The sequence below is a fragment of the Geobacillus sp. JS12 genome (assembly GCF_001592395.1).
Taxonomy (GTDB): Bacteria; Bacillota; Bacilli; order Bacillales; family Anoxybacillaceae; genus Geobacillus; species Geobacillus zalihae.
Genome location: NZ_CP014749.1, coordinates 40752 through 58462 on the forward strand (window position 1 = coordinate 40752; position 17711 = coordinate 58462).

Below are 17711 nucleotides of genomic sequence, written 5' to 3' on the forward strand. Positions count from 1 at the left end.
TAGAACTAGATGGCAGGATGAATGTAATGTATGAAACGCGTTTCAAGTCAAGAGCTTTTATGGAGGGAAGTGGGAACGTGGCGAACATCCGTGATTTGGCGAAAGAAGCGGGTGTGTCGGTGGCCACTGTATCGAGGGTATTGAACGGATATCCGTATGTGAGCGAGGAAAAGCGGAAGGCAGTTTGGGAAGCAGCCCAGAAGCTTCAATATGTGAAAAATATTCAAGCCGTTCACTTGGCGAAGGGAAGAACAGCGATTGTCGGGGTCATGCTTCCGTACATTCACCATCCTTATTTTTCCGCTGTAATCGAAGGGATTTCCAAAGAGGCGCTTCGTTATGGTTACCAGTTGCTTTTGTTTCAGACAAACTATGAGGTGGAAAGGGAGCTTGAGGCGTTGGAACGGCTGCGGATGAAGCAAATGGATGGGTTGATCGTATGTTCCCATGAAGTGGACTGGGAAGCGTTTGCGGCTTATCAGGAAGACGGTCCCATTGTTTTATGTGAGCAGGTGGAAAGGTATGATTTTTTCACTGTCTATATCGATCACTACCAAGCGTTTGTCCAAGCGCTTCGCTACTTGATCAAAAAGGGGCACCGGCGCATCGGTTATTGCATCGGAAGAATGACCGGGCCGAACAGCCAAGCGAGGGCAGGGGCGTACCAGGATGTGTTGCGTGAAGTCGGCGTCCTTCCTCGTCGGCAGTGGGTTTTCGATGGTTGTCTATTTCTTGAAGATGGAAAGCGGGTTATGGAGCAATGGATCGCGATGGAGGAGAGGCCGAGCGCGTTGCTTGTGACGAGTGACCAAGTGGCGGCCGGAATCGTGCTCCATGCGCGCCGAATCGGGGTGCGCATTCCAGATGAGCTTGCCGTTATTGGTTTTGATAATGATCCATTGGCCGAAATGCTGGGCATTACAACCGTGGCACTCCCCATTTTACGCTCGGGGAAAGAGCGTTCCGCCTTCTTCACCATTGGCTGGAGACAGGCCGTGTGGCGCGAAAACAGGAAGAGCTGCCTGCCCGGTTGCTGGTGCGGGATACGGCATAATAAGGCCTGGCTTTCCGTCTCTGACAACCAGCTTAAAGCCAAGTGAAACGGCGCCGTGTTATGTTGCTTTCAGATGGTACCGATTCACTGGTCGTCCGACGCCGCCGTATTGAACATCGAGCACGACTTTTCCTGTTTTCTCAAGGTACTCCAAATAGCGGCGGGCGGTGACGCGGGCGATGCCGACTCCTTCGGCCACTTCCTCGGCGGAAACAGGGAAGCGGTGCCCGCGCAAATAGGCGATCACTTTTTCCAATGTGACCTCATTCAGTCCTTTCGGAAGCTCGGAGGACGGTCCGGCCGGTTGTTCAGCCGCCCGCCTTAGGGCATCGAGTTCCACCTGGGTGAGCGATTCCTTTTCCGCAAGCGACCGGCGGAACGTCCGATAATTTTCCAACGCCTGTTTGAGCCGTTCAAATTTGAACGGTTTCACAATGTAATCGAATGCGCCGTTTTGCAGGACGCGGCGCACCGTTTCAATGTCGCTCGCCGCGGTAATGGCGATGATATCGACTTCATGGCCGCGGGCGCGGATTTGTTTTAATGTTTCAAGGCCGTCCAGCTGCGGCATGTAAATATCGATCATTGCTAAATCCGGGTGCAGCTCGTCGATGAGGCGGAGTCCTTCTTCACCGTTTCCAGCGAGACCGATGATGTTGAAGCCGTCGACTTGTTCAATCATTTGCCGATTCACTTCTTGCACCATCGGGTCATCCTCGATCAACAACACGCGATACATAGCCTTTTCCTCCTTCGTCTCGACGGGGGTGTCTTTCGCGGCCGCCGTTGCCTAAATGGACCTCACATGTCAAAGGTCACCGTAAACACCGTTCCTTTCCCCTTTTCCGACTGCACATCGATGCGCCCGTTTCCCTTTTCCACAATTTGCTTCACCAAATACAAGCCGATGCCTCGACCGCTCTCCCCTTTGGTTGAAAAGCCTTCATCAAAAATGCGGTTGATATGCTCACGGGCAATGCCTTGGCCGTTGTCTTCGACCGAGAGGGAACAAATGTCTTCATTTTGTTCAATGCTGATGTAAATTTCTTTTTCCCGGTCGGTTACATCACGGAACGCATCGAAGGCGTTTTCAATTAAATTGCCAAGGAGAACAACGAAATCATGGTGATCGAGATGCGGCGGAAAGCGGTGCAGCCGGCTGTGGCGATCGATGGTCACGCGGATGCCGAGCTCCTTGCCGCGGCGGATTTTGCTTAAGAGCAGTCCAGAAATGCTTTCGTCCTTAATGTTGCGGCTTAAAAACTGCGTGAGCTCCGCCTGCTCTTCCGTGGCTTGGAACACGTACTCGAGCGCTTTTTCGATATGGCCGAGCTGGATGAGGCCGGCGATTGTATGGAGTTTGTTCATATATTCATGGTTTTGCACGCGCAAGGCGTGGACAAACGCCTTGACGCCCGTCAATTCTTCAGCCAGCCGCTTCACTTCCGTCCGGTCTTGGAAAATGGCGATGGCGCCGACCGTTTTCCCGTTGACTTTGATCGGGATGCGGTTGCTCCAAATCGTTAAATTGCCGATCTGCAACTCCTTATTGTAAATCGGCTTGTTTACTTCCAAGATTTCCGGAAGGTGTGTGTCTGGAATGACGGAACGGATCGACCGGCCGATGACATCCCCTTTGACGCCGAGCATTTGTTTTGCCCGGTCGTTGAAGATGGTAATGTTTTCATCGCTGTCAATGGCGATGACGCCTTCGTGCATGGCGTTAAACGCTTCCGTCCGTTCGATCAGCAGCTTGGCGATCTCATGCGGTTCCAGCTCAAACATTTGCCGCTTGATATGGGAGGCGAGCAGCCATGCACCAATTCCACCGACAACGAGCGACAAAACGACCGCTACGGCAGCTTCTTCTTTCAAAGAATCAATGGCTTCAAAAAACGTCGGCAACCGGTAGGCGGCGATGACGACGCCAATTTGTTCGTGATCGCTGTTCATAATGGGAACGAAGGCGCGAACCACTGTCCCGATTTCCCCGCGGGCTTTGGAAGTGTACGTATGTTCGGCAAATGCCGGCCCCTCATCAGCACCGCGGGAGATCGTGCCGATCATTGCCGGAAGCGGATGGGAGAGGCGCACTTTGTTCATATCGAGAACGACGATATAGTCGGCGCTGTGAATGACGCGCACCCGCTCGACGACCGGATTGATCAGCGCCCGGCTTTGTTTGTTTCCGACAATATGGCGCCTGACTTCGGGCAGCTCGGAGACGGTGCGCGCGGTCAATAAGGCGCGCTGGCTGAGTTCCTCCTCCTTTGTATGGAAAAAGTCGCTGATGATGAATGCACCGCTCAGCAACATGGAAAAGCTGACGATGGCGAAAATCAACATCGTAATTTTCCAGCGAATCGGCAGCCGGTTCATGGCGGAACTCCTTTTTGGCAGTCGTGATGGCTGTTGGACATGCCATATGAATCGGGAAAGGAATAAATCAACGTTTTTTTTTATTATACCAAATCTTCTTGAATGGAAAGAAACGAAAGGTGTAAAATGGCGGTGGGGAACAAATATTCTGCCCGCCAGCATAGAAGATGGTGCATACGTAAGGCGTGGCGATTGCTGCTTTCAAACCGAATCGGTGGGCTCCAGCCGCTTTTTTGCTTCAATGATTCGAGTCGGCGGGGAGCATTCCGTTGGAGTGCCATTTTAGCAATAGGATGGAAGAATGGTGTGAACAATGGGGAAAAAGTGGAGAGCATGGACAATCCTTTTGTTTGTCGGCCTCGGTCTAGTCGGCTGGGCAGCGAGCCGTCAACTGGGACGTGAACCACTTGTTTATGACGACGAGCAAAAGGGGTTGAAAAAGCAAATCATTATTTATTTCAGCCATGTCGTAGCAGAGAATACGCCAAAAGGGTTGGCGGCGCAAAAGTTTGCCGAGCTCGTCGAGCAAAAAACAAACGGCCGCGTCAAAGTCGAAGTGTTCCCGAACGGCTCGCTTTATTCGGATGGGGAAGAGCTTGATGCGCTGTTGCGCGGCGACGTGCAAATGATCGCGCCATCATTTTCAAAGGTGACAGAGCTTGTCCCCGAATGGCAAGTGCTCGATTTGCCGTTTTTGTTCCGCGATGAGGACGACGTGCGCCGCGTGTTTACTGGAAAAGTGGGCGCCGAGCTGCTTCGGATGCTGGAGGCAAAAGGAATGAAAGGACTGGCGTTTTGGAGCAATGGATTTAAGCAAATGATGAGCACAACCCGTCCGCTCATCGCCCCTGACGATTTTCGCGGCTTGCGTTTTCGCATTATGCCGAGCGAAGTGATTGAAAAGCAGTTTCGCTTGCTTGGCGGTGAACCGATTGCCGTTTCATTTGACCGCGTTTATCAGGAGCTTGAACAGCATAAGTTTGATGGGCAGGAAAATACGATTTCCAATATTTATTCGAAAGGGTTTTACAAATTTCAACCGTATATTACGATCAGCAATCACGGATATCTCGGGTACGCCGTCATGATGAATCAGTCATTTTGGGACCATTTGCCGAAAGACATCCAGCAAAAAATAACCGAAGCGATGGCTGAAGCGACGCGTTGGAATTTAGAGCAGTCGAAAGAGCAAAACGAACGGGAGCTCAAGCAGCTCGAGCGGCGTGAAGATGTCTTCCTTTACCGGCTGTCGGAAGAGGAGAAACGGAAATGGGAGCAGAAGTTTGCCCCGCTGTACGACGAGTTTACGAGGCAGTTTGGTTCCAGGCTTTTGAATGAAATGAGAGGATCGCAATAGGCTTCCGCGGGCGGAAGCTTTTTTTGTTTTTGAACAGCAAAAAAGTGGCTCTTCACCAAAAGTTGTACTTGATTTTTTCTGAACATACCCTATTTACGCTTGTGAAGGAAAACCAACAAATCCGTGATTTTGGCACATCTTTGTGCAGGAAACCGTATTGCTTGTCAAGTAACATGTTGTGGTGAAGAGCCAAAAAAGGTCAAGACCAAAAAGACCAAAACGACCATTATCACCATAATATTTTGATTTCAACGATTTTTCTTTATGATAATGTTGAAAGCGTTGCCAAGATATCGAAAGGAGTGGGAGAAATGCAGAGAAAACTGAAAAACTTGACGGTGCAAGTCATCATCGGCATTATTTTAGGGATCATTGTCGGATTTGTATTTCCGGAATTTGGCGCGAAGTTGAAAGTATTGGCAGACGGATTTATTAAGCTGATTAAAATGGTGATCGCCCCGATCATTTTCTTCACCGTCGTCATCGGAATCGGCAATATGGGCGACTTGAAAAAGGTCGGCCGCATCGGCGGCAAGGCGCTCATTTATTTTGAAATTGTCACGACATTTGCGTTGGCGATCGGGATTGTCGTCGTCAACCTTGTCAAACCAGGGGTCGGGTTTAACACCGATGCCGTAAAAGGCGGCGACATTTCACAATACACGAAACAAGCGGAAGAAACAAGCCACGGTTTTGTTGATTTCATTTTAAGCATCATTCCTGACAACGTTGTTGCCGCGATGGCGAGCGGCCAACTGCTTCCGGTGCTCTTCTTCGCCGTGTTGTTCGGTTTAGCGGCTGCCGCGCTTGGGGAAAAAGCAAAACCAGTGATTTCCTTGTTTGAACGGCTGGCGGAAATTTTCTTCGGCGTCGTCAACATGGTAATGAAGGTGTCGCCGATCGCCGCGTTCGGCGCGATGGCGTACACGATCGGCACGTTCGGCCTCGGATCGCTCGTGTCGCTCGGTAAATTGATGGGTTCTGTTTACATTACGATGGCGCTCTTCATTTTCGTCGTGCTTGGCGGGATTGCCAAGTTTTATGGGTTTAACATCTTTCAGTTTCTCGCTTATATCAAAGAGGAACTGTTGCTTGTTTTGGGCACGTCTTCGTCTGAATCAGCGTTGCCGCGGCTGATGGAGCGACTCGAAAAATACGGGTGCTCGAAATCGGTTGTTGGTCTTGTCGTTCCGACAGGGTATTCGTTTAACCTAGACGGCACATCGATTTACTTGTCGATGGCAGCCATTTTCATCGCCCAAGCGTACGGCATTGATTTAACCATTTGGCAAGAGCTGACGTTGCTTGGCGTCTTAATGCTCACCTCGAAAGGGGCAGCAGGGGTTACCGGTTCCGGCTTTATTACGCTGGCTGCAACGTTGGCAGCATTTCCGATGATTCCGGTCGAAGGCATCGCCTTGTTGCTTGGGGTTGACCGCTTTATGTCGGAAGCGCGGGCGATTACGAATATTATCGGCAATGCTGTGGCGACTGTTGTCGTTTCGAAAATGGAAAATGAGTTTCATCCTTCTGCTGAACAAAATCTAGCGGAAGGGAAGATGACAATCGCAAAGTAAGGAACGGGAATCTGCTCCTAAGGGCCGCGCGGATGGCCTTTGGGGGCGGTTTTTTTGGTAAAAATATAGGAAAAACGAGCCCCAAAACGCACCGCACATTGCAAACTGGCGGATGAAACAAGGAGGCAGCGAGACGGTGAGGGGATATTTTCCTCGTTTTTTGTGCATATATTTTGCTTTTTCCTGGTCGTTTTCCCATAATAAAGCTATATCGATGTTGGAGGGGGAAGCAGAGTGAACAGTTTGCAAGATTGCGCGGTTTTACATAACGGTGTGAAAATGCCGTGGGTCGGTCTTGGCGTCTACAAAGTGAAAGAGGGGGACGAAGTGAAAAGCGCGGTGCGCACCGCGCTGGAAGTTGGCTACCGCCACGTCGATACAGCCGCTTTTTATGAAAACGAAGAAGGTGTCGGTCAAGCGATCCGCGAATCCGGCATTCCTCGCGAACAAGTATTTGTGACGACGAAAGTATGGAATACCGACCAAGGGTATGAAACGACGCTGAAGGCGTTTGACAAAAGTTTGAAAAAACTCGGGTTCGATTATGTCGACTTGTATTTGGTCCACTGGCCGGTGAAAGGGAAGTATAAAGAGACGTACAAGGCGCTGGAAAAGTTGTATAAAGACGGCTATGTGCGCGCGATTGGAGTGAGCAACTTCCAAATTCACCATTTGCAAGATGTGATGGCTGACTGCGAAATTAAGCCGATGGTCAACCAAGTCGAGTATCACCCGCGCCTGACGCAAAAAGAGCTGCTTACGTTTTGCCGGGAAAACGGCATCCAGCTTGAGGCATGGTCGCCGCTCATGCGCGGGGAAATTTTAAGCGAACCGACGATCGTTGACATTGGGCGCAAGTACGGGAAAACGCCGGCGCAGGTGGTGTTGCGCTGGGATTTGCAACACGGCGTTGTGACGATCCCGAAGTCGGTGACGCCGGCGCGGATCAAGGAAAACGCTGATATTTTTGATTTCTCGCTGACCGACGAAGAAATGAAACAGATCGACGCGTTGAACTTGAACAAACGGGTCGGTCCTGACCCAGACAATTTCAATTTTTGATGTCCCCATCAGCCAAATAGCGCCTCGATGCAGGCGCTGTTTTTTTTTTTTTTTTTGAAACCGGAGCGGGCCGTTTGACGTATGAAAAGGTGAGCAAGTACAATAAATAATAGTATACACATTTGATGAACATTGAAAAAACGGAGGGTGCTGTGATGCTATTCCATCCGATGGATATTTTCATTTTTATCGCCTTCCTGATATCGCTTTGGGCGCAATGGAAGGTATCAAGCAATTTCAATGCCTGGTCTGAAGTTCCAGCCTCATCGGGGTTGACGGGGGCGGAAGTGGCGCGCATGATTTTAGACCGCCACGGGCTGCACCATGTGCCGGTGGAGGTCGTGCCAGGTAGATTGTCCGACCATTATGATCCGATTTCCCGCACGGTCCGTTTGTCGGAGCCGGTCTTTTATGGGCGTTCAATCGCTTCCATTTCCGTTGCCGCCCACGAGGTTGGCCATGCCGTTCAACACCAGCAAGGCTACGCGGCGCTCGTCCTTCGCCACCGGATGTTTCCGATTGTGAACTTCGCTTCGGGCGTTGCGCCGTTGTTGTTGCTCGTTGGATTTGTGCTCCATCAATTTTCGCTGATTGGACTCGGCATTTTGTTTTTCTCGCTGGCGGTGGCCTTCCAAATCATTACCTTGCCGGTGGAGTTTAACGCGAGCGCACGGGCGAAGCGGTTTATGCTGGCTGAAGGGTTGATCGCCCCAAATGAAGCGCGAGGCGTAAACAAAGTGCTTGGCGCGGCGGCGCTGACATACGTCGCGGCAACGTTGATCGCCGTGTTTGAACTGCTGAAATATGTGCTCATTTTCACCCAAGGGAACAATAATGAGGAATCGTAACATATTGGGCCGCCTAAGGCGGCCCAGCGGCATCATCGTCTATCAGTTGCAATGGAAACTTTTGTGTGCAGGAGGTGTAACCTGGGCGCTTCATCCGCGCTCGGAGACGAATTGGATATAGCCAGTTTGCTGTTGGTGGCGTTTCTCATCGCTTGCACCGCCTTTTTTGTCGCTTCTGAATTTGCGATCGTCAAGGTGCGCAGCTCGCGCATCGATCAGCTTGTCAATGAAGGGAATCGACGGGCGGTCGCGGCGAAAAAAGTGATTTCGAATTTGGACGGCTATTTATCGGCGAACCAGCTCGGCATTACGCTCACCTCGCTTGGCCTTGGCTGGCTCGGGGAGCCGACGGTGGCGCGGATGTTGCTGCCGCTGTTTGAACGCCTCCATTTATCGGAATCCGTCTCCCACTTTTTAGCGTTTATCATTTCGTTTTCGCTCATCACCTTTTTGCATGTCGTCGTCGGTGAATTAGCGCCGAAGACGTTTGCCATTCATAAGGCGGAAGCGATTACGCTGTTTACGGCTCAGCCGCTCATCTGGTTTTACAAAATCATGTATCCGTTCATTTGGACGCTCAACAACTCTGCGCGGCTCGTGACGCGCCTGTTTGGCCTCAGGCCGGTGGCGGAGCATGAAATCGCCCACTCTGAGGAGGAGTTGCGCCTCATTTTATCCGAAAGCTACAAAAGCGGGGAGATCAATCAGTCAGAGTACCGCTATGTCAATAACATTTTTCGTTTTGACGACCGCATAGCGAAAGAAATTATGGTGCCGCGCAAAGAAATTGTGGCGCTCGATATTAACAAAAGCGTCAAGGAAAACTTGGACATCATTCGCGAAGAAAAGTATACGCGCTATCCGGTCATTGACGGCGATAAAGACCATGTGCTTGGACTCATCAACGTGAAAGAGGTGTTTACGGACTTTATTGCCAATCCGTCCAACGAAAAGCAGATGAAAGACTATATCCGCCCGATCATTCAAGTGATTGAATCGATCGCCATTCACGATTTGTTGGTCAAAATGCAAAAAGAACGCATCCATATGGCGATTTTGGTCGATGAATACGGCGGCACGTCTGGACTGGTTACAGTCGAGGACATTTTGGAAGAAATCGTTGGCGAAATCCAAGATGAGTTTGATATTGATGAAACGCCGCTGATTCAAAAAATGGACGATCGATTGATCTTGGATGGCAAAGTGTTGATCAGCGAAGTGAATGACTTGCTTGGGCTGGACATTGACGATGATGACGTCGATACGATCGGCGGCTGGATTTTAACGAAGCATTATGATATCAAACCAGGCGAGAGTGTCGAAATCGATGGCTACTTGTTTACGGTGAAGGAAATGGATGGCCATCATGTGAAATCGCTGGAAGTGGCAAAAAAAGAGCCGAACAAAGAGGAGGAGGCGGCAGGCGCCGAAGAGGAGGAGTTGCGTTTGTAAGGCAGACGGGGGCGTCTGCCTTTTCTCGTTTCGGCCGAAAAATCCCCTCCTCCATTGAAGGACGGCGGAGTAGATCAATTGTAAATGCGCGAAAGGTCGGTGGGAAAATCGCTTGTTGGCGCGAGACAAATGACCTCTTCGTTTGTAAACGGATGGCGGAACGTTAGCTTAGCGGCATGAAGCGCATGGCGATGAAACACTGGTTTGCCGCCATAAAGCACATCGCCGACGAGCGGATGGCCGAGATGGGCCAAATGGACGCGGATTTGGTGCGTCCGTCCAGTCTCGAGAGAAAGCTCGACAAGCGATGTTGACGGGAATGTTTTGATGACGCGATAGTGTGTCACCGCTTTTGCCCCCGTCTTCGAGACGCGCCGGCGCGTTGGATGGTGGCGGTCGCGGCCGATTGGCGCGGAAATGGTTCCTGATTTCGGGGACAAACGACCGTGAACAAGGGCGACGTACGTCCGTTTGATGGCACGGTGGGCGAGCATCCGATCGAGCGTCGCACCGGCAAGCGGGTGTTTGGCAAATAAAATCGCTCCCGACGTGTCGCGGTCAAGTCGGTGAATGTGGCGCACTTTTGTTAAAATTGCCTGCGACTGCAAATAAAACGCGACCGCATTGGCGAGCGTCCCGGTTTGCTCCGGTTCGGACGGATGAATGTCGATGCCGGCTTCTTTGTTCAAGACGAGCAGATGGTCGTCCTCCCATAAAATCGAAAGCTCCCGATATTCTGGAACGATGAACGACGGCTCGGGCTCATATGCGTAAAGCTGAAGCCGGTCGCGTTCGTTGAGCACCGTCTTCCAGGGAACAGCCTGGCCGTTCAGTTTGACGCCGTGTTCCATCCGCCAACGGTGGGCGAGCTTTTTCGAGGCGGCCCATACGTCTTTCAGGAGCTGTTCAATCGTCAAACCGCTCCACCAGCTAGGGATGATGCATTCCAGCCAATCGCCTTTTCTTGTCCACAAAGGTTGTCACACTCCCAATTGTTTGTTAGCTGTGGAAACACTTTCTACCCCTATCCTTGCGCGAGATATGGTACACTCATAGTATCGTCTTCATGATGGAGAACGCAAGCATTGCGGCGAGAAAAGGTGGTATGGACGTTGAAAATGATGTATGCAGCGACTCCGGAACAAGAGCATTACATGCAGTATTTGTTCAACTACTTTTATACCGATGTGTTCCCGTATTACTTCGATGACGAACAAATCCGTCAATTTGAGGAATGGGGCATTCTTTCGTTAGATCACGAACATGTGGCATATAATGGAACAATGAAGGAGGCTTTCCAAATCATTTCGGCGCTGCAGTCGCTCATTACCGTCATCGAATATATGGGGGAACATGGAGAGTGCGACCAATATGAATGGCTGTTTGCCCGCAACCAAAAAATTTTGGCTCGTCATGGCATCACCTTTCCATTTCGGGCCAAGCAGTTTCTCCATAAGCGGGCGATGCCGTGCAGCATGTATGTTCACGCTGTGAACCAGTGGGTGATGTAGGGCAAGGGGCTGCGTCTTGTAAAAGGCGCAGCTCCTTATTTTTTTGGCATTGGCAGTGAGGCAAACCATCGGCGAAACGTTTTTTCATCATGGTATCCTTCGATGCGTTTTGCCTCTTTGCCGTTTTCATAATGGACAATGGTCGGGGTTGCTTCAATATGGTATATGTCCCAACCGTCTTCAAATTCGAGCAAGTTGAACAGCTTTAAATCGATGCCAAGCTCCTTTGCTAGCGGTACGACGATCGGCGTTGTCCGCTGGCAGTGAGGGCATGTCGGGCTGTAAAAGTAAACGGTGAGCGTCTTGCCGTCAGCCAGCTGCTGTTTCAGCTCCGCGGGCAAAATAATGTTGCGGTAGTTCGGGTCGTCAAGTTGGGCGATGGTGGCTGGGTTGAGATCACTTTTATGGTAAGGATTGTTGCTTGCGGCTTCTTTTTGTTCGTACATCGTAATAAACGCGATCGCAGCGAACAGGACGACAATGATGCCGCCAAATGCGAGCAGTTTTTTCAACGTTCGCTCTCCTTTCTTTGCTGGCGCATGACGGTCCAACTTAACAAAATAATGATCATAAAGGCAGTGAACGCCAAAAATGGAATGGTGATAAATCCAAGCCAGTTTATATATTGCCCTGTGCACGGAATGCGGCCGCAGCTGATGGCGTATTCTTGAAGCAGCGGAATTTTTTGCAATCCATAATGATACAGAGAAATACCCCCGCCAATCAATGACAGTGTGAAGCTATAGCGAGCTGCCGCAGCGTCTTTGCGCACGATGGCGATTCCTAAAATGATGACTTGCGGATACATAAAAATGCGTTGAAACCAGCACAGGTCGCACGGAATGTACCCAAGCACCTCCGAAAAATAAAGGCTTCCGAGGGTGGCGATGAGCGCGGTCGCCCATGCGGCCAAAAGCAAGTGTTCCGCGCGTTTTTCTTGTTCCATCCTTCTCCCCTTCTTCCGTTGCAGACACCGTTGCCCGATCTTACACTGTTCAGCTCCATTATAAGGGATGGAAAACGGAACGTCCATTCATAACCGGCAAAGGGCAGGAAAGAAAACAACATTTTCTATCTATATCGCTCGACAAACGAGCCATACTAATCGGTGAAAGGGGAGGATCACATTGACGAACAACAGCGGAAACAAAGTGCAGGACATTATGACGAAAAACGTCGCAACGATTTCGCCGAACCAAACGGTGCAAGAAGCAGCGCAAATCATGAGCCAAAAAAATATTGGGGCGCTTCCGGTTGTGGAAAACGGGCAAGTCAAAGGGATGATTACGGACCGCGATATTACGTTGCGCGTCTCGTCCCAAGGAAAAGACCCGTCGACCGTCAAAGTAGCGGAGGTCATGACGAACCAAGTCGTCACCGGTACGCCGAATATGAGCGTACAGGAAGCCGCGAATGTCATGGCCCAACATCAAGTTCGCCGTTTGCCGATCGTGGAAAACAACCAGCTTCAAGGCATTGTCGCTTTAGGCGATATTGCGACGAACAGCGCATCGAACGAAGCGGCTGAACAGGCGCTGACGAACATTTCGGAACCGTCGCAGCCGCAAGGGTAATGGGGGAAAAAGGATGTCCCTGTTTTCCGGGACATCCTTTTTCTTTCGGCAGGTATATTGTATGATGGTAGCGAATACATAAACAGGGAAAATGAAAATCAAGGGGGAACAGCGATGGAGTGGAGACAAAAATACGAACAATGGCTGCGTGAGCCGCAGCTCGATCCGGAATTGAAGCGGTTGTTGGAACAACGCCGCCATGATGAACGATGGCTGGAGGATTGCTTTTACAAAAATCTCGAATTCGGCACCGGCGGCATGCGCGGCGAGATTGGCCCGGGGACGAACCGAATGAACATGTATACGGTGCGAAAAGCGTCGGAAGGATTGGCGCGATACATACAATCGTTTGGCGATGAGGCGAAGCAACGCGGGGTCGTCATTGCCTATGACTCCCGGCATAAGTCGCCGGAATTTGCGATGGAGGCGGCGAAAACGTTGGCGACGAACGGCATTCAAACATACGTGTTTGATGAATTGCGTCCAACGCCGGAACTGTCGTTTGCTGTTCGCTATTTGCGGGCGTTTGCCGGCATTGTCATCACCGCTAGCCATAATCCGCCCGAATATAACGGCTATAAAGTGTATGGAGAGGACGGGGGACAGCTGCCGCCTGCTGTCGCCGACCAAGTGATCCGCTATGTCAATGAAGTCGAAAATGAGCTCGCCATTCATGTGGAAGATGAGAAAACGTTAAGAGAAAAAGGCCTTATTCGCATCATCGGAAGCGAAGTCGATGATGCTTATATCCATGCGGTCAAAACGATTTCCATCCATCCGGAGCTCGCTCGGGAAACGGCGATCCATATCGTGTTTACGCCGCTTCACGGCACGTCAAACAAACCGGTGCGCCGCGCGCTCGCTGAGCTCGGCTACCAAAACGTCTTTGTCGTCAAAGAGCAGGAGTTGCCGGATCCGAATTTCTCGACGGTCGCCTCGCCCAATCCGGAAGAACACGCGGCCTTCGCCATGGCGATGGAGTTGGGCAAGCAAGTGAACGCTGATCTGTTGATCGCCACCGACCCGGATGCCGACCGGCTGGGCGTGGCGGTGAAAAATGACAAGGGAAACTATGTCGTGCTGACCGGCAATCAAACCGGCGGCTTGTTGCTCCACTATTTGCTGTCGCAACGAAAAGCTCAAGGCACTCTGCCGGAAAATGGTGTTGTCTTAAAAACGATCGTGACGTCTGAATTGGGTCGGGCGATCGCCCAATCGTTTGGTCTTGAGACGGTCGATACGTTGACCGGTTTCAAATTCATCGGTGAAAAAATAAAGGAATACGAGCAAACAGGGCAATATGTGTTCCAGTTCGGATATGAGGAAAGCTATGGGTATTTGATCGGCGATTTTGTCCGTGACAAAGATGCCGTGCAGGCGGCTGTCCTCGCGGCGGAAGTGTGTGCGTTTTATAAAAAGCAAGGGCTATCGTTGTATGAGGCGCTCTTGCAATTGTTTGACCAGTACGGCTATTACCGCGAGGGACAACGGTCGCTCACGCTGAAAGGCAAAGAAGGAGCAGAGGCGATTGCCGCGATTTTAGCGTCGTTCCGCCAACAGCCGCCGGTGGAGGCCGCGGGGAAAAAGGTGACGGTGATTGAGGATTACAAAACGAAAGAGCGGACGAACACGTTGACCGGCGAAAAAACGGCCATTAATTTGCCGACATCCAATGTGCTCAAGTATATCTTGGAGGATGGCTCGTGGTTTTGTCTGCGTCCATCAGGGACGGAGCCGAAAATGAAGGCGTACTTCGGCGTCAAAGGGACGTCGCTGGGGGACAGCGAAGAAAGACTAGCGCGCTTGGCAGACGCCGTCATGCAACGCGTAAAGGATGTGCTCAGCACCGTTTCGCCTTCTTATGCGCCATGATCAGCACAATCTGCGGGGAATTGACATCAGCCAATTCCCCGTTCGTTTTACGAGTAAAACTGCGCGTACTGCTCGACTCCCATTTTTTGTTCGCTCACTTCAAGCGCATGGTCAATATAGCGAAGCAAGGCGTGCAACCGCTCCTGGATGACGGAGTAGTCATGTTCAAAATTATAAGCGTGGAGAAACTTTTCAATTTTTTTCGACAGAATATCATCAGGCGTACGCACCATTAAAATGAGCAAATTGTCCCATTCGGAGCGATGCGTGTAATAGAGCGCCTTATCATAGTCGACGGTGTTCAAGCGGCATGCCTCCTTTATCAAGAAGGAGTCATTGTTAGTGTATGACGGCGGGGCGTTTTGTTGCCCTGTAAATGTTGCGACAGAAGGCAAAATATAAATTATAACCGAAATGAAAACGAAAAAGGAAAAATAAATGTTGCAATTTTGTGACAAGAATAGTATCCTCAAAGTAAGGGGATGATGAGAATGAACAAACGGCACGAAGGGCAAGAAATGATCAACATGTGCAAATGGATGGCGTCAGTGGGATTGATTGTCGGAGTTGTACTGTTTTTGCTTAGTTTTATCGCAAGCGCTTACAACAAAGACTATTTCTTGACGATCATCAGTCTCGGCATTATCGGGGCCTCGATGTTTATGTTCGGATTCGGCCTGTTTATGGGTCTGCTGACGGAAACGTACCATCGCGGCCCGCGCGAGAACGTATAGCGCGCATAGAGAATGAAAAACACCGGAGATTACCCCGGTGTTTTTCGCTTTTGCTGGATGTACCAATAGAAGATGGCGAAACCAAGAGCGACTAAAAAGACTGGAAATAAGAATGGACGGTAGGCATGGATGTACTGCTTGACGGCCCTCCAGCGGCTTTCAAAATAGGCGCCGATCGTCAAAAAGACAGCGACCCACACCATCGCCCCGCTGTAGGCGAACAAAGCAAACTTTCTCCAACGGTAGGCGTTCATGCCGGCCCAAAAGGCGGCGAGATGCCGAACGCCGGGGATGAAATAGCAAATGAACAATACCGCTGGGCCGAGCTTCGAAAAAAGCGCTTTCGTTTGCTCGAGCCGCTTCTCCGTAAGATGAAGCTTCGGACCGAATTTATGCAAAAACGGCAGCCCGAGCGTAATCCCGAGCATATAGCTGAGCGAGATGCCAATGATGGCTCCGAGCCAGCAGGAAAGAAAAGCGAGCGGATACGAAAACGCCCCCGTTGAAACGCGGTAACCGGCATATGTCAACAGCAGCTCGTCAGGGATCGGCAGCCCGACGATGCCAAGCATGAGCGAAACCATAATGCCGATGTAGCCAAAATGTTCAATGAAATGATGCCAATATTGATGCAAACGATCACCACGCTTTATGGAAATATGTCGTGTACAACACAAATTATAACGGACGGCAGGCAGAAATGGAAAGCATGGGCAATGATTCAACGTATCAAAATTTCTTTTCCCTCATACATTGTGATAAGAGGAAAAAGGGGGAGATGGATGCGGAAGGGCGAGCTGAAAGAGCTGGAACGGGCCATTGCCGAAATTACCGAAATTGCGGAAGGATTTGGCCTTGATTTTTATCCGATGCGTTATGAAATTTGTCCGGCGGACATTCTTTATACGTTTGGCGCCTACGGAATGCCGACGCGATTTTCCCATTGGAGCTTTGGGAAACAGTTTTACAAAATGAAGCTTCATTATGATTTAGGGTTAAGCAAAATTTACGAACTTGTCATTAACTCGGATCCTTGCTACGCGTTTTTGCTCGATACGAATACACTGATCCAAAATAAGCTAATTGTCGCCCATGTGTTGGCCCACAGCGACTTTTTCAAAAACAACGTCCGCTTCAGCAACACGAAGCGCGATATGGTGGAAAGCATGGCGGCGACAGCAGAGCGGATCAAACATTATGAGCACCAATACGGAAAATTGGAAGTGGAAAAATTTTTGGATGCCGTCTTGGCCATTCAGGAGCATATCGATCCCTCGCTCCTGCGGCCGAAGCTGTCATGGACGTGGGAAGATACGGAAGTGTACGAAGAGGAGGAGCCTCCGAAAACATCGACGCCGTACGACGATTTATGGTCGCTTGACGAGCGGAACAAACTGAAAACGCCGCCGCGAAAAAAACGGCGCAAGTTTCCGCCGCAACCGGAAAAAGATGTGCTATTGTTCATTGAAGAATACAGCCGCGAACTGGAGGATTGGCAACGCGACATTTTAACGATGATGCGCGAGGAAATGCTTTATTTTTGGCCGCAGCTGGAGACGAAAATCATGAACGAAGGATGGGCGACGTATTGGCATCAGCGCATTTTGCGCGAGATGGATTTGACGAGCGATGAGGCGATTGAATTTGCGAAACTGAACGCCAACGTCGTGCAGCCGTCGCGCACCGGCATCAATCCGTACTATTTAGGGCTGAAAATTTTTGAGGACATCGAAGAGCGCTGGAACAACCCGACGGAAGAGATGAAAAAATACGGTGTCAAGCCAGGCTCAGGACGGGCGAAAATTTTTGAAGTGCGCGAGCTGGAATCCGATATTTCGTTTTTGCGCAACTATTTGACGAAAGAGCTGATCATGCGGGAAGATATGTACTTATTCCAAAAACAAGGGAAAGATTACAAAATTGTCGACAAGCATTGGGAACATATTCGCGACCAACTCGTCAGCATGCGGGTCAACGGCGGGTTTCCGTATATCACGGTCAATGACGGCGACTACATGCGCAATGGGGAGCTGTATTTAAAACATTGGTATGAAGGGATCGAACTCGATCTGAAGTATTTGGAAAAAGTATTGCCCTACATTTATCAGTTGTGGGGCCGTCCGGTCCATATGGAGACGGTTGTTGAAGAGAAGCCGATGTTGTTTACGTATGACGGGAAGACGGTGCATCGGAAGTATTTGTGATCACGAACGGCAGGGGCATCCTGCTTTTTTTGTTTGTCACGGCAGATATGTGAAAAATGTCACAAATTATTCGAATTTGCGATGGAT

At 50.4% G+C, this 17711-nt stretch carries 17 protein-coding genes and 1 pseudogene; 11 read left to right on the forward strand and 7 right to left on the reverse strand.

Translation table 11 applies throughout. The annotated features are described in order from the left end of the window. Nucleotides 1–77: 77 nt before the first annotated feature. Nucleotides 78–1054: pseudogene (locus A0V43_RS00305) on the forward strand (LacI family DNA-binding transcriptional regulator). A 58-nt stretch (nucleotides 1055–1112) separates the two neighbouring features. Here A0V43_RS00305 and A0V43_RS00310 read toward each other — a convergent pair. Further along, nucleotides 1113–1793 (reverse strand): response regulator, encoded by a 681-nt coding sequence (locus A0V43_RS00310; RefSeq protein ID WP_063192091.1) that lies wholly within the window; start codon nucleotides 1791–1793, stop codon nucleotides 1113–1115. Nucleotides 1794–1855: 62 nt separating this feature from the next. Continuing rightward, nucleotides 1856–3433: an ATP-binding protein gene (locus A0V43_RS00315; protein WP_063192092.1), complete on the reverse strand. Its 1578-nt coding sequence runs from the start codon at nucleotides 3431–3433 to the stop codon at nucleotides 1856–1858. Nucleotides 3434–3746: 313 nt separating this feature from the next. Between A0V43_RS00315 and A0V43_RS00320 the strand changes: the two genes are divergently transcribed. The 5 genes from A0V43_RS00320 to A0V43_RS00340 all read left to right on the forward strand — a co-directional run bounded on the left by A0V43_RS00320 (nucleotide 3747) and on the right by A0V43_RS00340 (nucleotide 9729). Continuing rightward, a complete protein-coding gene (locus A0V43_RS00320) occupies nucleotides 3747–4790 on the forward strand; it encodes a TRAP transporter substrate-binding protein (protein WP_063192093.1) in 1044 nt (347 codons plus the stop codon). Between the two features lie 311 nt (nucleotides 4791–5101). Next, nucleotides 5102–6367 carry a dicarboxylate/amino acid:cation symporter gene (locus A0V43_RS00325; RefSeq protein ID WP_063192094.1) on the forward strand — a complete coding sequence of 422 codons (1266 nt, stop codon included), beginning with the start codon at nucleotides 5102–5104 and terminating at the stop codon, nucleotides 6365–6367. 234 nt (nucleotides 6368–6601) lie between these two features. Further along, on the forward strand, nucleotides 6602–7429 hold the full coding sequence (locus A0V43_RS00330; protein ID WP_063192095.1) for an aldo/keto reductase: 828 nt from the start codon (nucleotides 6602–6604) through the stop codon (nucleotides 7427–7429). 155 nt (nucleotides 7430–7584) lie between these two features. Further along, on the forward strand, nucleotides 7585–8277 hold the full coding sequence (locus tag A0V43_RS00335; RefSeq protein WP_011230067.1) for a zinc metallopeptidase: 693 nt from the start codon (nucleotides 7585–7587) through the stop codon (nucleotides 8275–8277). Nucleotides 8278–8388: 111 nt separating this feature from the next. Next, entirely contained in the window at nucleotides 8389–9729 is a 1341-nt protein-coding gene (locus tag A0V43_RS00340; RefSeq protein WP_063192096.1) for a hemolysin family protein, read from the forward strand. Nucleotides 9730–9803: 74 nt separating this feature from the next. Here A0V43_RS00340 and A0V43_RS00345 read toward each other — a convergent pair whose 3' ends face one another. Further along, nucleotides 9804–10703 (reverse strand): RluA family pseudouridine synthase, encoded by a 900-nt coding sequence (locus A0V43_RS00345; protein WP_063192097.1) that lies wholly within the window; start codon nucleotides 10701–10703, stop codon nucleotides 9804–9806. A 138-nt stretch (nucleotides 10704–10841) separates the two neighbouring features. On the opposite strand from A0V43_RS00345, the gene A0V43_RS00350 reads away from it, so the two are divergent. After that, nucleotides 10842–11240, forward strand: a complete 399-nt coding sequence (locus tag A0V43_RS00350) for a YhcU family protein (protein ID WP_063193767.1) — start codon at nucleotides 10842–10844, stop codon at nucleotides 11238–11240. Between the two features lie 35 nt (nucleotides 11241–11275). Here the strand turns inward: A0V43_RS00350 and A0V43_RS00355 are convergent, their stop codons facing one another. Then, nucleotides 11276–11752 carry a DUF6568 family protein gene (locus tag A0V43_RS00355; RefSeq protein WP_063192098.1) on the reverse strand — a complete coding sequence of 159 codons (477 nt, stop codon included), beginning with the start codon at nucleotides 11750–11752 and terminating at the stop codon, nucleotides 11276–11278. Next, a complete protein-coding gene (locus A0V43_RS00360; protein ID WP_013523012.1) occupies nucleotides 11749–12186 on the reverse strand; it encodes a disulfide formation protein C in 438 nt (145 codons plus the stop codon). Before A0V43_RS00360 ends, A0V43_RS00355 begins: the two co-directional genes overlap by 4 nt. Before the next feature lie 181 nt (nucleotides 12187–12367). Here A0V43_RS00360 and A0V43_RS00365 point away from each other — a divergent pair, with 181 nt between their 5' ends. Further along, entirely contained in the window at nucleotides 12368–12814 is a 447-nt protein-coding gene (locus tag A0V43_RS00365) for a CBS domain-containing protein (RefSeq protein WP_011230073.1), read from the forward strand. A gap of 114 nt (nucleotides 12815–12928) precedes the next feature. Continuing rightward, a complete protein-coding gene (locus A0V43_RS00370; RefSeq protein WP_063192099.1) occupies nucleotides 12929–14686 on the forward strand; it encodes a phospho-sugar mutase in 1758 nt (585 codons plus the stop codon). 47 nt (nucleotides 14687–14733) lie between these two features. On the opposite strand, the gene A0V43_RS00375 is transcribed toward A0V43_RS00370, so the two are convergent. Beyond that, on the reverse strand, nucleotides 14734–14991 hold the full coding sequence (locus tag A0V43_RS00375; RefSeq protein WP_013146280.1) for a YhdB family protein: 258 nt from the start codon (nucleotides 14989–14991) through the stop codon (nucleotides 14734–14736). A 180-nt stretch (nucleotides 14992–15171) separates the two neighbouring features. Between A0V43_RS00375 and A0V43_RS00380 the strand changes: the two genes are divergently transcribed. Beyond that, nucleotides 15172–15420 carry a hypothetical protein gene (locus A0V43_RS00380; protein ID WP_025039331.1) on the forward strand — a complete coding sequence of 83 codons (249 nt, stop codon included), beginning with the start codon at nucleotides 15172–15174 and terminating at the stop codon, nucleotides 15418–15420. A 29-nt stretch (nucleotides 15421–15449) separates the two neighbouring features. On the opposite strand, the gene A0V43_RS00385 is transcribed toward A0V43_RS00380, so the two are convergent. Beyond that, complete coding sequence (locus A0V43_RS00385; RefSeq protein WP_128577952.1) at nucleotides 15450–16055, reverse strand: DedA family protein; 606 nt, start codon at nucleotides 16053–16055, stop codon at nucleotides 15450–15452. A gap of 147 nt (nucleotides 16056–16202) precedes the next feature. Here A0V43_RS00385 and A0V43_RS00390 point away from each other — a divergent pair, with 147 nt between their 5' ends. Then, nucleotides 16203–17624 carry a SpoVR family protein gene (locus A0V43_RS00390; protein ID WP_063192100.1) on the forward strand — a complete coding sequence of 474 codons (1422 nt, stop codon included), beginning with the start codon at nucleotides 16203–16205 and terminating at the stop codon, nucleotides 17622–17624. The last annotated feature ends 87 nt before the right edge of the window (nucleotides 17625–17711 follow it).